20 protein-coding genes are annotated in these 21,040 nt (G+C 42.4%); 14 read left to right on the top strand and 6 right to left on the bottom strand.

Annotation, left to right across the window (positions count from 1 at the left end; all coding sequences use genetic code 11):
- Positions 1-11 precede the first annotated feature (11 nt).
- Positions 12-965 (top strand): methylenetetrahydrofolate reductase [NAD(P)H], encoded by a 954-nt coding sequence (gene metF / locus EJN84_RS01585; protein WP_129593773.1) that lies wholly within the window; start codon positions 12-14, stop codon positions 963-965.
- Here the strand turns inward: metF and mtgA are convergent, their stop codons facing one another.
- From mtgA to EJN84_RS01570, 3 genes are all read right to left on the bottom strand, one after another.
- Positions 966-1,667 (bottom strand): monofunctional biosynthetic peptidoglycan transglycosylase, encoded by a 702-nt coding sequence (gene mtgA, locus EJN84_RS01580; RefSeq protein ID WP_129593772.1) that lies wholly within the window; start codon positions 1,665-1,667, stop codon positions 966-968.
- A gap of 42 nt (positions 1,668-1,709) precedes the next feature.
- A complete protein-coding gene (locus tag EJN84_RS01575) occupies positions 1,710-2,195 on the bottom strand; it encodes an alanyl-tRNA editing protein (protein WP_129593771.1) in 486 nt (161 codons plus the stop codon).
- Between the two features lie 142 nt (positions 2,196-2,337).
- Complete coding sequence (locus tag EJN84_RS01570) at positions 2,338-3,015, bottom strand: Crp/Fnr family transcriptional regulator (RefSeq protein ID WP_101487440.1); 678 nt, start codon at positions 3,013-3,015, stop codon at positions 2,338-2,340.
- A gap of 127 nt (positions 3,016-3,142) precedes the next feature.
- On the opposite strand from EJN84_RS01570, the gene EJN84_RS01565 reads away from it, so the two are divergent.
- The 7 genes from EJN84_RS01565 (at position 3,143) to EJN84_RS01535 (ending at position 8,853) form a co-directional block, all read left to right on the top strand.
- Positions 3,143-3,709 carry a DsrE/DsrF/DrsH-like family protein gene (locus tag EJN84_RS01565; RefSeq protein ID WP_238943891.1) on the top strand — a complete coding sequence of 189 codons (567 nt, stop codon included), beginning with the start codon at positions 3,143-3,145 and terminating at the stop codon, positions 3,707-3,709.
- Positions 3,710-3,790: 81 nt separating this feature from the next.
- Positions 3,791-4,042 carry a sulfurtransferase TusA family protein gene (locus EJN84_RS01560; protein WP_129593770.1) on the top strand — a complete coding sequence of 84 codons (252 nt, stop codon included), beginning with the start codon at positions 3,791-3,793 and terminating at the stop codon, positions 4,040-4,042.
- A gap of 28 nt (positions 4,043-4,070) precedes the next feature.
- On the top strand, positions 4,071-4,487 hold the full coding sequence (locus EJN84_RS01555) for a hydrogenase iron-sulfur subunit (RefSeq protein ID WP_101487442.1): 417 nt from the start codon (positions 4,071-4,073) through the stop codon (positions 4,485-4,487).
- Positions 4,487-5,791, top strand: a complete 1,305-nt coding sequence (locus EJN84_RS01550) for a CoB--CoM heterodisulfide reductase iron-sulfur subunit A family protein (RefSeq protein ID WP_129593769.1) — start codon at positions 4,487-4,489, stop codon at positions 5,789-5,791. Before EJN84_RS01555 ends, EJN84_RS01550 begins: the two co-directional genes overlap by 1 nt.
- Positions 5,788-7,512 carry a CoB--CoM heterodisulfide reductase iron-sulfur subunit A family protein gene (locus EJN84_RS01545; protein WP_129593768.1) on the top strand — a complete coding sequence of 575 codons (1,725 nt, stop codon included), beginning with the start codon at positions 5,788-5,790 and terminating at the stop codon, positions 7,510-7,512. Before EJN84_RS01550 ends, EJN84_RS01545 begins: the two co-directional genes overlap by 4 nt.
- A gap of 7 nt (positions 7,513-7,519) precedes the next feature.
- The gene (locus EJN84_RS01540; RefSeq protein WP_129593767.1) at positions 7,520-7,798 is read left to right on the top strand and encodes a winged helix-turn-helix domain-containing protein; all 279 of its coding nucleotides are present in this window, start codon (positions 7,520-7,522) and stop codon (positions 7,796-7,798) included.
- Positions 7,798-8,853 (top strand): 4Fe-4S dicluster domain-containing protein, encoded by a 1,056-nt coding sequence (locus EJN84_RS01535; RefSeq protein ID WP_129593766.1) that lies wholly within the window; start codon positions 7,798-7,800, stop codon positions 8,851-8,853. The genes EJN84_RS01540 and EJN84_RS01535 overlap by 1 nt, the downstream gene beginning before the upstream one ends.
- A gap of 133 nt (positions 8,854-8,986) precedes the next feature.
- Here the strand turns inward: EJN84_RS01535 and EJN84_RS01530 are convergent, their stop codons facing one another.
- On the bottom strand, positions 8,987-9,529 hold the full coding sequence (locus EJN84_RS01530) for a 1-acyl-sn-glycerol-3-phosphate acyltransferase (protein ID WP_129593765.1): 543 nt from the start codon (positions 9,527-9,529) through the stop codon (positions 8,987-8,989).
- 58 nt (positions 9,530-9,587) lie between these two features.
- Entirely contained in the window at positions 9,588-11,531 is a 1,944-nt protein-coding gene (locus EJN84_RS01525) for an ABC-F family ATP-binding cassette domain-containing protein (RefSeq protein ID WP_129593764.1), read from the bottom strand.
- Positions 11,532-11,764: 233 nt separating this feature from the next.
- Here EJN84_RS01525 and EJN84_RS01520 point away from each other — a divergent pair, with 233 nt between their 5' ends.
- On the top strand, positions 11,765-14,704 hold the full coding sequence (locus tag EJN84_RS01520; RefSeq protein WP_129593763.1) for a SusC/RagA family TonB-linked outer membrane protein: 2,940 nt from the start codon (positions 11,765-11,767) through the stop codon (positions 14,702-14,704).
- Between the two features lie 20 nt (positions 14,705-14,724).
- Positions 14,725-16,296 (top strand): RagB/SusD family nutrient uptake outer membrane protein, encoded by a 1,572-nt coding sequence (locus EJN84_RS01515; protein ID WP_129593762.1) that lies wholly within the window; start codon positions 14,725-14,727, stop codon positions 16,294-16,296.
- Between the two features lie 201 nt (positions 16,297-16,497).
- Here the strand turns inward: EJN84_RS01515 and EJN84_RS01510 are convergent, their stop codons facing one another.
- Positions 16,498-17,712 carry a uracil-xanthine permease family protein gene (locus EJN84_RS01510; protein ID WP_129593761.1) on the bottom strand — a complete coding sequence of 405 codons (1,215 nt, stop codon included), beginning with the start codon at positions 17,710-17,712 and terminating at the stop codon, positions 16,498-16,500.
- A 9-nt stretch (positions 17,713-17,721) separates the two neighbouring features.
- On the opposite strand from EJN84_RS01510, the gene EJN84_RS01505 reads away from it, so the two are divergent.
- From EJN84_RS01505 to EJN84_RS01490, 4 genes are read left to right on the top strand one after another with little or no spacing between them, the layout of a single operon-like run.
- Positions 17,722-18,444 carry a DUF4199 domain-containing protein gene (locus tag EJN84_RS01505; protein ID WP_129593760.1) on the top strand — a complete coding sequence of 241 codons (723 nt, stop codon included), beginning with the start codon at positions 17,722-17,724 and terminating at the stop codon, positions 18,442-18,444.
- A 24-nt stretch (positions 18,445-18,468) separates the two neighbouring features.
- Complete coding sequence (locus EJN84_RS01500; protein ID WP_129593759.1) at positions 18,469-19,419, top strand: glycosyltransferase family 2 protein; 951 nt, start codon at positions 18,469-18,471, stop codon at positions 19,417-19,419.
- A gap of 11 nt (positions 19,420-19,430) precedes the next feature.
- Positions 19,431-19,949, top strand: a complete 519-nt coding sequence (locus EJN84_RS01495) for a nitroreductase family protein (RefSeq protein WP_129593758.1) — start codon at positions 19,431-19,433, stop codon at positions 19,947-19,949.
- A 26-nt stretch (positions 19,950-19,975) separates the two neighbouring features.
- Positions 19,976-21,040 (top strand): FAD:protein FMN transferase, encoded by a 1,065-nt coding sequence (locus tag EJN84_RS01490; RefSeq protein WP_129593757.1) that lies wholly within the window; start codon positions 19,976-19,978, stop codon positions 21,038-21,040.

Here is a 21,040-nt window from a genome sequence, read left to right as displayed (position 1 = left end):
TCGTCAAAAATATGAGCGTTTCGGAATTGATCAATTCAAATTCGGGGAAAACGGCGTTTTCCTTCGAGTTGCTCCCTCCTCTCAAAGGAAACAGTATTCGACATGTTTTCACGACAATTGACCGATTGAAGGAATTCGACCCGAAATATATCAACATAACTACACATCACAGCGAAAATATTTATAAGGAAGGCGATGATGGGGTTATCCGCAAAATTAATATTCGCAAACGTCCGGGCACAGTAGCCATTGCGGCTGCCATTCAAAACAAATACGGAATAATGGCGGTGCCTCACCTCATTGCCAAAGGCTTCACCAAAGAAGAAACCGAATATGCCCTGATCGATCTGTCGTTTCTCGGCGTTACCGATTTGCTGTTGCTGCGTGGTGATACCAACAAACTCGACATCGAACAGCGAAAAATGGATAGCCACGAACATGCCACCGATTTGCAAATTCAGGTGAACAACTTCAACAAGGGAATCGGCTATGACGGGACTCGGTTTGAAGCGCCAGAAAATCCGTTTTCGTACGGTATGGCATGTTATCCCGAAAAACACGAAGAATCACCCAACATGGAGTCCGAAATCTATTACACAAAAATGAAAGTGGATAATGGTGCCGAATATTTGGTAACGCAAATGTTTTTCGACAATCAGAAATATTTCGACTTCGTCGATAGATGCCGAGTTGCAGGAATTACTGTCCCGATTATACCCGGCATTAAACCCATCCACTTGATGAGTCAGTTGACCGTTTTACCGAAGGTTTTTCGTTCGGACATTCCCGAAGATTTGGCAAGGGAATTGCGCAAGTGTACTACGGATGACGAAGCCAAGGAAGTGGGTGTGGAGTGGTGCATCACCCAGTGTAAGGAGCTGATTCGGCATGGGGTGCCCAGCATTCATTTCTATTCGCTGATGGCCACCGAGAGTGTGTATCGTGTTGCAAAAGAAATCTACTGATTATTTTGATTTTTTCCCGGCAATCTTTTTGTCGGGCAATTGGATATATCTCATTTGCGCCATTATCTGCGATTGGCGACGCAAGATATAGGCCGATGGCTTTGCCGAATTGTATCGAATGGGATTGGGCAGTGTGGCTGCGATGAGAGCCGACTGCGAAGCCGTCAGCTTTTGGGCTGTGGTATTGAAATGTTGGTTGGCAACGGCTTCGGCTCCATATATTCCTTTCCCGGTTTCCATACAGTTGAGATAAACTTCCAAAATTCGCTCTTTCGGCCAAATCAATTCGATCAGAACCGTGAAATAGGCTTCCAATCCTTTACGCACCCAAGATGAGTTTGGCCACAGAAAAACATTTTTAGCCGTTTGTTGCGAAATGGTGCTTGCACCGCGAGGACGTTTTCGTTTTTTGTTTTCCTTCAGAGCTTTTTCAATTTCGATGGTGTCGAATCCGTTGTGTTCGAAAAAACGCTGATCTTCCGAGGCAATTACGGCCCGTTTCAGATTATCCGATATATAGTTGTAAGAAACCCATTGGTGATGAAAAACCGGTTTTTCTCCTTCGGCGATTTGTTGAACCATCCTTATGCCCATCAGAGGGGTGAATACGACCGGGAAAAAACGATAGAGTATTACCCCGCCAATCGATAAAATGAAAAACCACAGAATGACTTTGCGTATAAATCGAAAAATCTTTTTCATGTCAACAATAATCGATAAAAAGATGCGATGTTGGAGCTTTTTTTACAAGTGATTGTTTTTGAGCCTAAAACGTACGCGCCAACGCCCGTCTGCGTAATCGTGGCTGATGATTTCGAATCGTCCCACTTCGGATGTATGTTTGACGTGCAGCCCGCTGCAGGCACATGCATCATAATCGCCTATGCGTATGATACGCAATGTTTGCGAAACATCGGCCGGCAATTTCGACAAATCCACAATATGAGAAGCTTCTTCCATTGACATAAATTCTTCCGTAACGGGCAAATCGCGTGCAATCACTTCATTAACGGCTGTTTCGATGGCATTCACCTGTTCGTCGGTTGGCGGTTGCGGGAGCAGATAATCGGCCTTACTCTTTTTCTGTTCGATATGGGCATTACGCGAGCGCGGACAACCAAACATGCGTACCATTGTTTGGTTCAGAATATGTTCTGCCGTGTGCATGGGAGCAATCGATTCGCGCTGAAACTTTTTGTCCAAATTATTTTCGCCTTCAGTCGTATCCATACGATTTTTTTATCGACTGCAAAAATACATGATAATTTTCAATCCGCGCTGTGGCCGGTAAAAAAATCGTATGATGGAAATTGTGTGGGAATGGGGAAATTCCATCCATATGGGCACACAATCACAATGAAGGTTCGCCACTTTATCCGTTTTGAGAAATCAATTGCAGCGAAGATTTGTTCAAAATCTCTATTTTCCTTCCTTCCATGCGGATGATTCCATCGTTCATCAGTTCGGATAGAAGTCTGTTCACGCTTTCGCGACTGGCATCAACCAGATTGCCTATATCCGATTGAGAAATGGGCAAGACGAATTCAGCCGACTCGAAAACGTTTTCCGACAAATCGAGCAAAACATCAGCCAAATTGCCTCGCGTTTGCTTTTGAGTGCGGTTGGCACATCTGCGATAGCTTTCGAGTTCGCTTTTGCATAACTCGAGAATGATATGGGACGAAAAGTCTTTGTTTTCTTCCAATACGCGCTTAAAGATGTTCAGATCGATAAAGCAAACTTCGGAATCCTGCACTGCCGTAACGGAATATTGATTGATTTTATCGCCGATTGTGGTTGGCAAACCCAAATAAGTAGGCGCTTTGGCCAAACGCACGATCTGTTCGTGATAAGGGCCCGTGATGTGAATTTTGACCAACCCGCTTTTCAGAAAAACAACGTTGGTCGAAAACATTCCCTGTTTGATGATGGGATCACCTTTCCGAAATTGCACTACGGCATGATTACTTTCGAGCTGTTCCAACTGACAGCTTTTGAGCGACTGCATCGATTTCATGACGCAGGCGCAATTGAGGCATTCGTTCTTCATACGACAAAGATATCTAAAAAGTGATACATATCACAAAATATTGTATGATTCTGCACGTGATAAAAAGAATTTAATAAGGAAATATTTCCTTATTTCGCATTGTATTCATTTACAAAAAATCAACAACATGGAAGAATCGGGAGAAATAAGCATGGAAAAGCTTTTGGCGGAACTCGAAACCCTGAAAGCACAAACCTCACGAATGGAAAATTCGCGAAAAGATCAATTGTCCATCGCCATTGTTTCGGGCGATATGGATAAAATATTGGCCGGAATGATCATCTCGCTGGCTGCCGCGGCTATGGACACACAAGTGAAACTGTTTTTTTCGTTTTGGGCATTGGCGGCTTTGCGCGATCCCAAAAAGAAAGCCAAAGGAAAAGATTTTATTTCGAAAATGTTCGGATTCATGCTTCCCAAAGGACGCAACAAACTGAAACTTTCCAGACTCAACATGTGTGGAATGGGACCCGTGATGATCAAAAGTCTGATGAAAAAACAAGGCGTAATGTCGCTCGACGAAATGTTCAAGGAAGCAGCGGAGCTCGGAATCGAAATCACGGTGTGCGAAATGTCGATGCACCTGATGGGCTTCAAGAAAGAAGAAATGATCGATTACCCCAATCTCCGTTTTGCCGGAGCAACCACTTTCGTTGCCGATGCAGGCGAAAGCAGCATGCAATGGTTTATTTGACCGTTTCCCAAAAAAAATATTCACATTAAATATTCACCTCGTTTCCTCGACTAAAAGGGGAAACCATAAAAAACAAACATCATGACAACAGAAGAATTGAAAGGATTGAAAGTAGCCAAATCGGTTGATGCACGCGGGACTGCCTGTCCGGGACCGCTTTTGGAAGCAAAAAAAGCCATCGGAACCATAAATGTGGGAGATGTGATGGAAGTATTGTCGGCTGACGAAGGCACAAAAATAGATATCCCGAAATGGTGCACCAAACAAGGGCACGAATTTCTCGGATCGATTGACGAGAACGGATATTTCAAAGTTTATCTGAGAAAAAAATAACCCCAACATCGAAAAAAACTGTTTCGAAATGTCGGATTCCTTCAAAAAGAACGCGAAGATACTCGTATTTTCCACAGAAAAGATTTCGGATCCCGCCATCGACATGGCGGGATTGCTCAAGCTGCACTATCCGCCTACGGTTTATACCATCACGGTTCCGTGTTCGAGCGGCATCAAACCGTCGTGGATTATGCATGCCTATGAAAAAGGCTTCGACGGAGTTTTCATCGCAGCCGACGGCACCGATTGCATTTTCGGCGAATCGTGTACCGAAAAAACCGGAAACATCGTGGCGATGACACACGAAAAAATGAAAGAGAAGGAAATCGATCCTGCGCGTCTACGCATGGCAGCCCTATGCTCGGTTTGCAGTGAGGCCTTTGTGAAGCAAATGCGCAGTTTCAACGATTATCTGATAAAAACCATCCATTCAAACAATAATTAATGGAAGACAGAAAAATTATCGAGTACGATGCTTTGGTAATCGGCGCAGGAATTGCAGGAGGTGAAGCTGCCATCAATCTTGCAAATACCGGCTACAAGGTGCTGCTGGTAGAAAAAGATCACTCGCTTGGCGGGAAAATGATTTTGTTGAGCAAGGTTTTCCCGACCCTCGATTGTGCCGCTTGCATCACGACTCCAAAAGTATCGGAAATAGCTCGTCATAAAAATATTACCGTTTTCACGGAAAGCGAGGTAACCCATATCGCAAAAAAAGGCGACAACGATTTCGTTGCACAAATCACGAAAAAACCACGTTATGTAAGAGTGGAAGACTGCACGGCATGTCAACTGTGCGAAAAAGCCTGCCCTGTGAGTGTTCGGGACGAATATCAATTCGGGCTCATCGGTCGCAAGGCGGCTTTTATTCCATTCAGCATTGCCAATCCCAAAGCGGCGGTCATCGATATCGAAAACTGTACGCTGTGTGGCGCTTGCGAAAAAGCCTGTCCTACCCACTGCATCGATTTTACGATGGAAACGGAATACTATGAGCTTCACGTCAAAACGGTCATTCTCGCCACAGGCTTCAATCTTTTTGATCCGCTCGAGATACCGCGATTCGGATACGGTCAATACAAGAACGTGATTACTTCCATGCAGATGGAACGCGAAATTGCTCCGACACGACCCTACAATACCATTTTGCGACCGGGCGACGGCAAAGTGCCCGACCGCATCGCTTATGTACTTTGCACCGGTTCGCGCGACAACACCGTCGGCAACCCCATTTGCTCACAAATTTGCTGCATGTACTCCATGAAGCAGGCGCAATTGCTGATGGGTGCTTTACCAATGGCAGATATTACCATTTATTATATCGACATTCGAGCCTTCGGCAAGGGATTCGAAGAATTTTACCGGCAAGCCGAAGGAATGGGCGTGAATTTTGTGAAAGGAAAAATCGGCAAAATCACCGAGAAAGAAAACGGAAATCTTATTCTGCGTTACGAAGATATAGCCGAAGGGGTGGTGAAGGAAGCCGAACACGATATGGTAGTGCTTTCGGTGGGTGTAAAATCTAATCCTTCGGCAGGAAAAATATTCGACGGCAATTCGCTCAAACTCGATCCGCTGCAGTTTGTGGCGCAACAAGATTTGTTGGGCAGTCCGGCCAAAACCAGTATCGACGGGGTTTTTGTTGCCGGCACGGCATCTGGACCGATGGATATCCCCGATTCCATTCTATCGGCCGGTTCGGCATCGTCGGAAGCAATCAGTTACTTAACCCGGTATCAAAGCGTATGAAAGAAAGATTAGGCGTTTATATTTGTCATTGCGGCGGAAATATTTCCGACTACGTGGATGTAGAAAAGGTACGCGCTGCCGTAGAACACGAGCAGGGTGTGGTGATAGCCAAAACTACCATGTTTGCTTGTTCTGATACCAATCAGACCGATATGGTGCAGGATATTCACGAACACAATCTCGACGGAGTGATTGTGGCTTCGTGTTCACCCAAATTGCATCTCACCACATTCCGCAATGTTACCGAACGGGGCGATTTGAACAAATATACGTATGTTCACGCTAACATTCGCGAACAAGCTTCGTGGGCACATTCCGACGACAAACTCGGTGCAACCGAAAAAGCCATTCGGCTGGTTAAGGCGGCTATTGCCAAATCGCGATATGCCGATCCGCTGTTTCCCAATCAGTTCGAAGCCGAAAAAACCATCGCCGTCATCGGTGGCGGTATTGCCGGAATGAAAGCAGCTTTGTCGCTCGCCGAAAAAAAATCGAATGTGATCCTGATTGAAAAGGAAAACCGATTGGGAGGACACACTGCCGAATGGGGCAGTCTGTTTATGACCGATGAAAAAGGTTTCGAACTGACGACCCGCATCGAAAGCGATTTACGAAAGTATAACAATGTAACCATTCTAACAGGTGCGGAAGTTACGGACACCAAAGGAAGCATTGGCAATTTCGAGTTGAAAATTCGCAGGCGTCCGCAGAAAGAGGACGATCCGATGGAAATCATCGAACTGCATGTAGGCTCAATTGTGGTAGCAACAGGCTACGATCATTATTTGCCGAAACAGGGGGAATATGGATTCGGAACGAGCGAGGTTGTGATCACCTTGCCCGAATTTAAACAACTGGTCGATAAATCTGCCGGCAAATCATTGGATTTCAACGGCAAGAAAATCAACAATATCGCTTATGTCTATTGTGTCGGCAGCCGTCAGAGTGAGGGCGAAAACACGTATTGTTCGCGATTTTGCTGCACTTCGGTCATTCACACGGCCATCGAAGCCAAAAAGAAGTTCAAAGGCATTCAAAATATCCATCTAACGCGTGGCATCCGCACCTATGGCAAGCAGGAGTTGCTGTATGCCGAATCGCTGCAAATGGGCGATCTGTATCTGCAATTCGATGAACATAATCTCCCCGAAATTCGTACCGAAGGCAAAAAAACGGTCGTAACCGTAAAAGATATTCTTTCGGCCGAAAAGGAGATGGAAATGGAAGTCGATTTGGTGGTGCTGGTAACCGGAATGGTGCCGCGAGCAGACCAGTCTATCGGTACGATGCTTAAATTGCCGAAAGGCAGAGACCGGTTTTTCAACGAAATTCACATGAAACTCCGACCGGTGGAAACCGTGATCGATGGCGTAACCATTGCCGGGACCTGTCAGGGGCCGAAAAACATCAGCGAATCGGTAAATTCGGCCTTGTCGGCAGCAACAAAATCGTTTTCGTATATCAGCAAAGGGACACTCGAAACGGAACCGATTATCGCCGAAATCGATCAGAATATTTGCTCCTGGTGCGACAAATGCAGCAATGCCTGTCCCTTCGATGCTATCGAACAGATAGAAACGGGTGGAAGAAAGGTTGCATCCGTCAACCCGATGGTGTGCAAGGGTTGTGGCATGTGTGCTCCCGTTTGTCCGGTAGATGCCATCAACCTGATTGGCTATACGAGTGAAGAAATGATGAGTATGATCGATGCTTTAGCTTAACAAAATTATGGAAATAGAAATCGGAAAAACCGCCAAATATCTTCGGGACAAGCAAGGTGTTCCCGATAGCGCAAAGGAACAACTCAAAGAGTTCAATCGCATCAAAAAGGCCATCTTCGATGCCCTGAAAGAGCAGGAAATGACAATTCCGCAACTGGCCGAAAAATTGCAAATGTCCAAACCCGACGTTACCTATTATCTTCTAACGCTAGTGAAATATGGTATGGTAGTTGTTGGCGAAATTGACGATATGGATGAATATTTTTCGTATAAACCGGTAAAATAATGGCAACAAAAATCAATCCCAAGTTTTCGGAAGAACTAAAAAAATACGGTGCCGTAAACATGAACGCGTGCTACAATTGCGGAACCTGCACGGCGGTATGTTCGCTATCCACCACCGACGATTCTTTTCCACGCGAAATGGTTCGATACAGTGCACTGGGGCTCGAAGACGAAATCAAATCGTCGCTTAAACCGTGGGAGTGCTATTACTGCGGCGAATGCACAGCCAATTGTCCGCAAACGGCCAATCCGGGTGAACTGATGATGTCGCTCCGCAGATGGCTTACCGCACAATACGATTGGACGGGGTTGTCGGGACTGCTCTATCGTTCGCTCTCGTTCACCATTGCTGCATTATTGCTGGTGTTTGCCGGCGTTTTGTTGTTTGCCAATTCCGTGGGTTTCGATGCCGAACGCATGCTCCACATTGGGCACTATTTCGAAATGACCGCGATCGGGACAGTTCTTCTGGTAATTTTTCTTCCCAACCTGTTGCGAATGTGGTATTTCACCATCGTCAAGCCAAAAGTGAAAGCTCCGTTAAAAAATTATGTATCGGCACTTAGCGATCTGCTGGTTCACATGTTCACTCAAAAACGATATAAGGATTGCGACGGCGACGTTCATTTCCGATGGCTCGAGCATTTTGTGCTCGTGATTGCCTATCTGTCGCTGCTTTTCACAACGGTTTTTCTCAACTGGTTCGGCTCTCAAAGCATTTTTGTGATCGCGTTGGGATACATCGAAAGTTTTCTGATATTTGTGGTAACGATCGATTTCGTAGGGAGTCGCATCAAGAAAAATAAATCGCTCAACCAGTTTTCGCAACCTTCGGATTGGTTGTTCGTGATATGGCTTTTGTTGATGGGAGTTACTGCTTTTTTGGTCAGATTATTCATCGATTTGGGACTGATCGAAACCCAACAATGGATGTACATCATTCACCTGACGGTGTTGGCGCAATGGGCACTTATCATCGTTCCTTTCGGTAAATGGACGCATTTTCTTTACCGCTCGTTTGCCATGTATTTTTCCAAAATAAAAAGCATGCAATAAAAAAAAATTATGGCAACTTTATTCGATCCATTGCTTAAGAAAAGAAGATGATGGTTTTATTAAATATCTCATCGGAAAATGCTTTACCGGCAAACAATGCAGCAAAGGAATGTCCCGTAGCCGACAATGAATGTTACGAAGAAAAATTGTCGGGATTTTTGCCTGACAATCCTTTATATCTCGATTGAATAGTAAGCATGTCTTCTTCCACATGACTTGTGGGAGTGAAAACATCGAGAAAAGAAATGATTTTATTCTTATAGTCCAGGCCGATGAGTACAATAGGAACTTGTGCTTTATCGGCGATATAGTAAAAACCACGCTTCCATTCGGTTACACGTTTACGCGTTCCTTCAGGAGTAATAGCGATTTGAAACCGGTCACGTTTGCCGAATTCTTCGGCCATAATGTCCGTCATCGATTGTTTTTTTGATCGATCCACAGGGATGCCCCCAATGCTTTTGAAAAAAAGGTTGAACGGGAAAAAAAACCATTCTTTTTTTATGAGGAAATGGGCATTTCTGCCAAGGGACGTATAGGCCAATTTTGCAATCAAAAAATCCCAATTGCTGGTGTGAGGAGCTATAGCCAATACGCATTTGGGAATATCGGGAATGATATTTGTTATTTTCCAGCCAAGGGTTTTCAAAATAATTTTGCTGATTTTTTGCCACATAATTAATTTTTTGCGCTTATTTTTAACGCCGAATCCGCGTTTATTGTTTAGAATTAAATCAGGTTCGATTCAGAAAATCGTTCAATTCGTTTTGTTTATTTTCCCATGCCTGCATCAGCGTGTCGAGTTTCGTATTAAGCTTGAGATGCTTATAATACAGAGATGTGTCGGAAGAACCTTTTTGGGTGGATAGTTGAGATTCGAGGAGCTCGATTTCTTTCTCGATGGATTCTATTTCAGATTCCAAGTCTGCAACTTCTTTTTCGAGTTTTCTCGTTAGTCGATTCCGCTCTTTCTGTTCCTGATACGAAAGTTTGCCGGCCGAAGTAGTTTCATTCATCTCCGAAACGTTTTGCGCCGAATTCGGAGTAGCAAGTTCCAATGCTTGCAGATTGTCGATGTTTTTTCGATTCAAAAAATCGTAAATTCCGCCAAGGTGCTCAACTACTTTTCCATGCCCAAATTCATACACTTTGCTGACGATGCCGTCCAAAAAATCGCGATCGTGCGAAACGATAATTGCCGTACCATCAAATTCGCGAATAGCCTTCTTTAGCACATCTTTCGAAGCCATGTCCAAATGATTTGTAGGCTCGTCGAGAATGAGCAGATTTACCGGTTCGAGCAGCAGTCTGATCATTGCCAATCGGGCACGTTCGCCGCCGGACAGTACTTTCACTTTTTTTTCTGATGCCTCGCCGCCGAACATAAAAGCGCCCAAAATATCGCGAATCTTCGTACGGATATCGCCGACGGCCACATAATCGATGGTTTCGAAAACCGTAAGATTTTCGTCCAGCAATTGCGCCTGATTTTGAGCAAAATAACCTATTTTGACATTGTGCCCCAATTGCAGCTTGCCGTCGAAAGAAATTTCATTCATAATGCACTTAACGAGCGTCGATTTTCCTTCGCCATTTTTCCCGACAAAAGCCACCTTTTCTCCTCGTTCGATGGTAAGTGTTACATCCGAAAAAACCGTGTGATCACCGTATTTTTTCGACACATTTTCCATGATGACAGGGTAGGAACCTGAGCGGGGAGAGGGGGGAAATTTCAGATTCAGCTTCGAATTATCCACTTCGTCCACCTCGATGATTTCTATTTTTTCGAGCTGTTTGATACGCGATTGCACCTGATTGGATTTTGTTGGTTTATATCGAAAACGTTCGATAAAATCTTCGGTTTCCTTAATTTGCTTTTGCTGATTTTCGTATGCTCGAAGTTGCTGTTCCCGACGTTCGTTACGCAACTCTACATATTTGCTGTAGTTGACCTTATAGTCGTGAATATTGCCGAGCATAATTTCGATAGTCCGGTTGGTTACCTTATCCAGAAAAGCGCGATCGTGCGAAACCAGCATTACTGCCGTGGAATGCGAAACCAGAAAGTTTTCGAGCCATTGGATGGATTCTATGTCGAGATGATTTGTGGGCTCATCGAGAAGCAACACGTCGTGATTTTGCAGCAAAAGTTTGGCAAGTTCTATGCGCATGCGCCATCCGCCGCTGAATTCGCGAGTCGGCCTGTCGAAATCGGAGCGCGAAAAACCTAATCCCAACAGTGTCTTTTCGACTTCTGCTTCGAAATTGTGGATTCCTGACAGTTGCAGAAGCTCCTGCAAATCACTTGCTCGTTGGATAAGTTGGCCGTATTCTTGCGATTCGTAATCGGTTCGTTCTGCAAGCTGGATGTGCAGTTTTTCCAAATCACGTTCCATCTTTTGCAGATGTTCGAAGGCCGTAGATGCTTCTGCTTTCACCGTTCGCGAATCGCTTAAAGTCATCTGCTGAGGAAGATAACCTACCGAAATATCCTTTGGATAAGCTATCGATCCATGCGTCGGCATTTGTTTGCCGGCCATAATCTTGAGTAAAGTAGATTTTCCGGCTCCATTTTTTCCGACCAATGCGACGCGTTCGTTTTTGTTGATTACAAACGAAATATCATTTAACAGGACAAAACCACCAAATTCAACCGTAATATTTTCGACAGAAAGCATAGTCAGTAAAAAATTTGTGCAAAGGAAATCAATTTTATTACACTTTCGAAGTGTTCGTTGTGAATAATCATGAAAGGGGATCAATTAACATTGCTTTGATTTAGGTCTTTCTGCGTAGCTGTAAAATTAAAATAAAAAAAATATTACAAAAACTTTGAATATTTATTTTGATTTGATATATTTGTCCTGTTCTAATTAAAAAATCGCAAACATTTAACTTAAAAAAATGATCTATGACACCTAAAGAAAAAAATTTATGGAAACTGACGAAAGGAGCTTTATTCCTGGTTTTTTGCTTGTTTTCGTTCAGTGTGTTTGCTCAAAATCGCACCGTTAGAGGAACGGTGAAAGATGCATCGGGAGAACCATTAATCGGAGTAACGGTTCAAATTCAGGGGACTTCTTCGGGAACGGTTACCGACATGGATGGAAAGTTCGAATTGGAGAATGTCCCTACCAACGCCGTTCTCGATTTTTCGTATGTGGGAATGCAGCAGCAGTCGGTTGCCGTAAATGGCCGATCGACTATTGACATTACAATGCGTGAAGACGTGGCTGCTTTGGATGAAGTTGTGGTCGTAGGATATGGGACACAGACAAGGAGAGAGATTACAGGATCTGTTGCCAACGTTTCCGAAAAAGATTTTAACAAAGGTTTAACTAAAGATGCAGCCGACTTGCTTCAAGGAAAAGTTGCGGGTCTTTCAATAACATCTGCGAGTGGAGATTTAAATGATAGTCCAACTATTCGTTTAAGAGGAGTTAATACACTTCAAAGGGATAACGGTCCATTCATTGTTATAGATGGTGTTCCCGGAGGTGATTTAAATTCAGTTGCACCTCAGGATATTGAATCCATTTCCGTTCTTAAAGATGCGTCTTCTGCAGCTATTTACGGGTCGCGTTCTGCCGGAGGTGTTATTCTGATTACAACAAAAAGAGGTTCAGCAAGTGCTCAACGAATTTCTTACGATGGATACGTTGCCATTTCTACTGCCGCCAACAAGCCGGAGATGCTTTCGGCTCAAGATTGGCGTAATTATGTAACTGAAAATGGATTACAGGAACAGGCCGCTGCTTTTGACCGTTATAATGCCGATACCAATTGGTTTGATGAAATATTGAGAACTGGATTTTCCCAAAATCATTCTCTATCTCTTTCCGGGGGAGGTTCGGCGAATAATTATAGGGCATCTGTCAATTATCGGAACATGGAAGGAATTATGAAAGACAACACTTTTGAAAATTTCAATTTCAGATTCCAATTCAGCCAAAGAGCTATTGACAACAAACTCAGAATTGGACTCACAGGCGTTGCAAACATCCGAAATATTTCTCCAAGCGATAAATCTAATTCAATGTTAGCTTCAAACTTTTTACCGGTTTATCCTGTGTATAATTCGGATGGAAGTTGGTTTGATTTGACCGAATGGAATCAAGGAAATCCTTTGAGACAAATAGAAATGAATGAAAGAAATATTAAAAATGTAGATTTTTATGGTAATGGCGATATTGAATTTAGCTTTACTGAGGATCTTATTGGTAAACTGACATTGTACACTCAAAGAAAATCTTTTGATTATTCTCGTTACGATCACAGTGAAACATATAATGGAAGAGATCCAAAAGGTTTCGCTCAGCGTGACGCAAGAACGATGGATAAAAATTTGTTGGAATCCACACTCACATACAATACCATATTTAACAATGCTCATAAGGTTACGCTTTTGGGCGGTTATTCATGGGAACAAAATGATTTTCAAAGAGTTCAAGCGCAAAATCGTTTTTTTATTACAGATATGTTAAAGGCAAACGATTTGCAATCAGGACAGAATCTACTTCCCGAAGATGTTTTATCTGAGAAAAATATGTATCGTTTAATTTCATTTTTCGGAAGATTAAATTATGCATATAAAGAACGATATATGCTTACAGCGACACTTCGTTATGATGGTTCTTCTAAATTTGGATCGAATCATAAATGGGGTACTTTTCCTTCGGTATCAGCTGCTTGGGGTGTTTCACAAGAAGAATTCATGAAAGATATTACATGGCTGGATGATTTGAAATTTCGAGTAGGGTATGGTGTTACCGGAAATCAAGACGGGCTTGATCCTTACAAAACATTAGAATTGTATGGTCGTTCGGGGTCTTATTATGATCAGGGAAACTGGTACACTTCCTATAAAATTGCTCAGAATGCTAATCCTGATTTAAAGTGGGAACAAACTTCTTCTCTCAATATTGGTCTTGATTTTTCGATCTTTAAAAATGTTTTAAATGGAACTGTAGAATGGTATCGCAAAAAAACGTCGGATATGCTTTATGAATATGCTGTACCTACTCCTCCTTTTTTACATGATAGAATTATGGCGAATGTAGGAGATATGTTAAACACCGGGTTTGAATTTGCACTTTCTTCAACTCCAATTAGAAACTCTAATTTTACATGGACTACCTCGATCAATGGTTCTTTCAATCATAATGAAGTTACGAAATTATCCAATGAATTATATTCTACGAGTAGACTGTATGTGGGGGATGTTGGTGGAATTAGAGGTATGTCAGCTACTACTTCATCAATATTGGAAGAAGGGTACCCTGTGGGTCAGTTTTATATGCTTAAGAGTAATGGCATTGATGAAAATGGAAAATACATAATCGAAGATATTACGGGAGAGGGTGAAATTACGGATGCTGATCGTACTTATGTAGGAGATGCTCAACCGGACTTTGTTTTCGGATGGCAAAATACATTCAATTATAAAAAATGGGATTTATCGTTTTTCTTCAGAGGTACTGTAGGTAACGATGTACTGAATATTGGAAAGATTGCATACTCTAATTCCCAAAGTTTGATTGGTGCTAATGTACGAAAAGAAGCTCTAAAGATAGGGCTAACTCAAGCTCCACAAATGTGTAGCTACTATGTAGAAGATGGATCCCATATACGACTCGATAACCTATCCATTGGATATAACTTCGACACATCTCGAATAGGGTGGTTGAATAATGCTCGTGTGTACATTACAGGTCAGAATTTGTTTGTTATTACTAATTACACCGGTCTTGACCCTGAAGTAAGGATGGACGGAGTTGATCCTGGAAAGGAAGAACGAGAATTTTATCCCAAACCAAGAACATTTTCTCTTGGAGTAAGTTTAAGTTTTTAATAATAAAACCATTAAAGTCTATGAAAACAAAAATCAAATATCTACTAACTTCTTTTTCTCTGTTATTCTTTTTTTCGTGTACTGACTTAGGAGAAGATGTATATGATAAAATCCCTGCCGATAAATTCGGCCAAACTGAGGCTCAAATCAATGCTATAATTGCACCAATCTATCGTTCATTGACTAGTTTATGGCCTGGAGATGGATTAGTTATTTCGGAAGAATCTGCGGATATGGCTATAACTCCTACTCGAATCGGAGGTGATTGGTGGGATGGTGGTGTTCATATGGAATTCGGCAGACATACTTGGCAGCCAAGAAATGGAGTATTGAACGGATTTTGGAATAGTGCGAATAACGGTGTTACCACCTGCAATAAAGTATTGGCAATTATAGAATCAAACACATCAATGGATGAAACAAAAAAAGCTAATGCCATTGCTGAAATACGTGGTGTAAGGGCTTTTTGGTATTATATACTGATCGATTATTTTGGAAATGTTCCGTTGGTTACTAGTTTCGACGATACAGAATTGCCTAGTACTACTAGTAGAAAAGATGTTTATAAATTTGTAATAGATGAACTTACTGAGATAAAAGATCAACTTCCATCAGACGTGTCATCAAAAACTTATGGAAAGTTTACTAAAGGAGCGGCGTATTTTTTGTTGGCAAAAATGTATTTGAATGCCGAAATTTTTACGGGAACGCTTACTGAGTCTTCTTTCACTAAAGGAACTGCTGAATGGCAAAATTGTATCGATGCTTGCGACTCAGTCTTAAAATTACCTTACATTCTTGAGCCAAATTGGAAATTATCTTTTGAAGTAAACAATGAGTCGTCAAAGGAAATCATTTTCCCCTGTGTGTTTACTCGAAAAGAATCGGGAAATCATATTTTGCATCGAACCTTGCATTATAAAGATCCAATAGCTTTAGGTATTAGCATCAGTCCATGGAATGGAATTAGTGCAATCCCCGATTATGTAAATCAGTATGATGATGCGGATAAGCGCAAAGATTGGTCATTTCTTATCGGACCTATGATTGATCCGGCTACAGGAGATGTGCTGATCACTCAACATGGCCGCGATCTCATTCATACGATTGACATACCTATAATTGAAGGATCGCAAAATAAGTATGATGGGACTTGGGGAGAGGTTCATCAAGAAGTTGGAGCTCGTTGTTATAAATGGGCAATTGAGCCCGGTATGTCTGCAAATTCTGAAAATGATTTTGCAATTTTCCGATTAGCTGATGTTTATTTGATGAAAGCCGAAGCATTGGTTCGTTTAGGCCGAAATGCAGAAGCATTACCTCTTGTGAATGAGGTTCGAAAAAGAGCCTTTGATGATCCCTCCAAACTACTTACAGAAGTGACCTTGGAAGATATTTATAGAGAGCGGAGGTATGAAATGGCTTGGGAATGTTACACGCGTCAAGATATGATTCGTTTTGGAACGTTTACAGCGCCTCGATTTTTAAAACCCGAAACCACTCCAATTTATAAAATACTTTTCCCAATACCTATTCAGGCATTGGAGGCTAATAATAAGCTTACTCAAAATCCCGGTTATTCAGGACTGTAAGATAAATAATAAAAATGCCCGAAATCTTCGGGCATTTTTATTACGGTTCAATTGCTTCACTTTTGTGACTCTTGATGAATTGATTATGATTTTGTCCTTCAATATTTATACAACAAAAATGCTCAGTAGATCCGACAAATTTTAAAGTATTTCTGTTGAATAAAGACAAATATCAAATAATTAATTTTCTAAAATAGCTATTTATTCTTTCGCTTGCACATCCTCATCCTTTTTTGAGTTCGGAAGAATCAGATTGAGAATAATCCCTACAAGGGCTGAAAGACCGATACCCGAAATACTAAAAGTTCCCCATTGAAAAACCGCTCCACCGATGCCGGTGGTAAGTATCAGCGAAACAATGATGAGATTGCGGGTATTGTTCATATCGGTTTTGTTGTGAACCATGTTGTTGATCCCCACTGCGGAAATCATCCCGAAAAGTAACAGCATAATACCGCCCAAAACGGCATTCGGGATCGATTTCAGCACGGCGCTTACCTTGCCCACCAACGAAAAAACAATGCCCGTCACGGCGGCGATCCTTATCACGGCCGGATCGGTAACCTTAGTCAGAGCCATCGCACCGGTAACTTCGGAGTAGGTAGTTACAGGAGGGCCGCCCACCAGCCCTGCAAAACAACATGCAATGCCGTCGCCCAACATGGTGCGATGCAAGCCGGGCTTTTTCGCGAAATCCTTTCCGGCGATGTGACTCACTGCATACACGTCGCCTACATGTTCGATGACAGGTGCTATTGCAACAGGAATCATAAAGAGAATGGCTTCCCAAGAAAACGCCGGTTTCTCAAATTGTGGTAAGCCAATCCAGGGAGCGGTCGCTATGCCCGAAAAATCAACTTTTCCCGTAAAAATGGATACCAAATATCCGATAATGATTCCACTGAAAATAGGTATCAATTTTAACAGCCCTTTGGCGAACAAACTAACGACAACGGCTGTTGACAAAGATATGAGAGCAAGCAACCAATTCTCTTTTGCCATATTTACGCCTGTACCGGCGAGCGACAACCCGATGAGCATGATCACCGGACCGATGACCACAGGCGGAAAAAGACGATCGATTATTTTTAGTCCCTGCCATTTTATCAACCCGCTCATCATGAAATATATAAGGCCTACGGCCACCAATCCTGAAAGCGTTCCAGCGAGTCCGTATAATTCGGTTGCTCTAATAATCGGTGCGATAAATGCGAAACTGCTTCCCAAAAAAATAGGGACAATGCCTTTCGTAATCAAATGAAAAAGCAATGTCCCTACACCTGCCGTAAACAAAGCTGTTGACGGATCGAGTCCCACCAGAAGGGGTACAAGGACTGTGGCTCCGAATGCCACAAAAAGAAATTGCACTCCAACTACCGTTTTCGAAGCCGGAGAAAGTTGTTTATCGTTACTCATTGACAGAAAATGAAAAGTTTTTATAAATTAGTATCGTCCGCAAAGGTAATCCATTTCTTAACTTTTGAATATTATCATCAGCATAAATTGAAAGCTGATCGGAATACTTCTATCAAAAATGACAGAGATGGTTATCCTTATGTTTTCGTATTTTTTGATTATTTTTGCACGAAAATAAAACCGATACAGATGAAGGAAGACAAAAGTCAATTGATGAACTACGCTATGAATAGCGGTCTTATACTGGGGGGATTCTGGGTTTTCAAATATCTTTTTGTGATTGGTGCAACACAATTTCCTTTTTTGGGAATTGTGCAATCATTGTTAAGCATCGGAACACCTCTTATTTTGCTCTATTTTATTGTGAAATACAAAAATCAGATTGAAGGCAGTCGTATCGGTTTTTGGCACGGAGTGCAATTTTCGATGCTGCTGTTTTTTTACGCAGGCCTGATCGAAGCGATTATCGTGATGATTCACGTTTTATGGATCGATCCGAACTACATATCGAATACGTTCGAAAACATTATTTCGATAGCCGAATCGCTACCCGTAGATCAAAATACGATCGAACAGGTCAGAAATCAACCCGTTCCGACGCCTTTTCTCTATACTCTTAATTTGATAATAAGTGATGTGTTGATAGGCATTGTTCTGTCACTTCTCATTGTACCACTGGCAATGAAAATCGAAATCACAAGACAAAACGAGAATTCTCGTAAAGAGGATTAAAATCTCAATCTATATCTCGATAAAATGGACATTTCTGTTGTTATTCCGCTCTACAACGAAGAAGAATCGCTCGAAGAGCTTTATGTCTGGATAAAACGTGTGATGACCGAAAATCGGTTTTCGTATGAAATTGTTTTCGTGGACGACGGAAGCACCGACTCTTCGTGGCGTGTGATCTCAAAGCTCAGAGAACAGGATCCGAATATTCGTGCTATTCGTTTTCAGCACAACTACGGAAAATCTCCTGCACTGTTTTGTGCTTTTCAGAAAGTTTCGGGCGATGTGGTGATTACGATGGATGCCGATCTACAGGACAGTCCCGACGAAATCCCCGAGCTCTACAGGATGATTCGGCACGAGGATTATGACCTGGTATCGGGATGGAAAAAAAAGCGTTTCGACTCGATTTTGTCAAAAAATCTGCCTTCAAAACTCTTTAATGCCACTGCCCGCAGAGTATCGGGAATTAAACTTCACGATTTTAATTGCGGATTGAAAGCATACAAAAATGAAGTAGTGAAAAATATCGAGGTTTACAACGATATGCATCGCTATATCCCGATTTTGGCCAAAAATGCAGGATATACCAAAATTGGGGAGAAAATAGTCCGCCACCAGCCACGTAAATATGGAAAGAGCAAATTTGGTATGAACCGTTTTGTTAACGGATATCTCGACTTGATGACGCTATCGTTTTTAAACAAATTCGGGAAAAAACCAATGCATTTTTTTGGTCTCTGGGGGTCGCTCATGTTCCTGATCGGATTGATAGCAGTGGTTGCTGTGGGAGTCATTAAAATTTACGACATGAAGCACGGAAATCCTTACCGATTGGTAACGGAGTCGCCCTATTTTTATATTGCCCTCACGATGATGATATTGGGTACTTTGCTTTTTCTGGGCGGATTCATTGGAGAACTTATTTCGCGAAATTCACCGGAAAGAAATTATTACCGAATTACGGAAGAAATATAATTTGAAAAGAAATGGAATTCGACAGCGTAGTAGAAAATAGAAAATCGACTCGAAAGTTCAGTGAAAAAAAGGTGGATAAAGAGCTCATCGTCAAGTTGCTCGAAAGTGCTCGTCTTGCTCCGTCGGCCGTGAATTTTCAACCCTGGAGATTTTACGTATGTACATCCGAAGAAATGAAGTTGGCTTTGAGGGAAAGCTACGATCGAAAGTGGTTTGCCGAAGCCCAAACTTATATCGTGGCATGTGGCGATCATTCACAGTCGTGGAAACGACCAACCGATGGAAAAGATCATTGCGACATTGATGTTGCCATTGCCGTTGAGCACATTGTGTTGAAAGCTACCGATTTGGGACTCGGAATTTGCTGGGTGTGCCATTTCGACGTCGAAAAAGTGAAAAAAGCGCTGCAACTATCAGATTCGTGGGAACCGATGGTGATCTTGCCCGTTGGTTATCCGGCCAACGATTTTGTGGCCGATGCCCGCAACAAAAAACGCAAAGCGTTGAACGAGATCGTAGAATGGAGATAAACCCTTAACTAACACATACAACCGCGATGAAGTCTTTCAAAATCACTTGCTATATTTTTCTTCTATTCTTTACTCTTCCCTCCCTTTTTGTTTCATGCAATTCTTCTTCGAAGAAAAACGACAAAAACTCTGAAAACTATACCTATTATCAGGAACAGGGAGAAATATTTCACACCAGTTTTCACATCAAATATGCTTACAATAGCTCATTGTATGACGAGATTAAGAGCGAACTCAACAAGGTCGATCATTCGCTTAATCCATTCGATGAAAACTCGATCGTCAGCAAAGTCAACCGAAACGAACCCGTAGAACTTGACTCATTTTTCGTGGATGTGTTTAACAAATCGATGGAAGTCGCTATTATTTCTGAAGGAAAGTTCGATATTACCGTCTCGCCACTCATCAATGCATGGGGTTTCGGCTTCGAAAACATGGATAACGTCACACCACATATCATCGACAGTTTAAAGCAATTTGTAGGCTACCAGAAAATTAAAATCGAGAATGGCAAGATTGTGAAAACCGATCCACGCGTGCAAATTAATACAACATCGTTGACCGATGGTTATGCGAGCGATGTGATTGCCCGCTTGCTCGAAAATTACGGAATAGAAAATTACATGGTGGAAATCGGCGGCGAAGTTGCCGCAAAAGGCGTGAACGACAAAAATGAATGCTGGCGCATCGGCATTGACAAACCCATCGATGATAACACCGGACTGCGGCATGAGTTGCAAACCATCGTTTCCGTGTGCGACAAGTGTCTTTCTACCTCGGGAAACTATCGCAACTATTACCTTAAAAACGGTAAAAAATATGCCCATACCATCGACCCGATCACCGGATATCCTTCCGAAAACGAAATGCTCGGAGCTACCGTCATTGCCGACGATTGCATGACTGCCGACGCCTACTCCACGGCTTTCATGGCCGCCGGCTTAAAAAAATCGAAAGAAATGGCAAAAAAAATTCCGGGATTGGAATACTACATTATTTATTCTGATCCCGACGGAAAAACAAAAATTGCTTTCTCCGAAGGATTACTTGAGTTTTTTGCGGATAAAACCGAAGTTTTGGAACAACAGTAG

The organism is Seramator thermalis (assembly GCF_004138125.1).
In the GTDB taxonomy this organism is placed as follows: domain Bacteria; phylum Bacteroidota; class Bacteroidia; order Bacteroidales; family Dysgonomonadaceae; genus Seramator; species Seramator thermalis.
The sequence above is the reverse complement of the archived record's forward strand: the minus strand, read 5'-3'. Positions and strand labels throughout refer to the sequence as shown.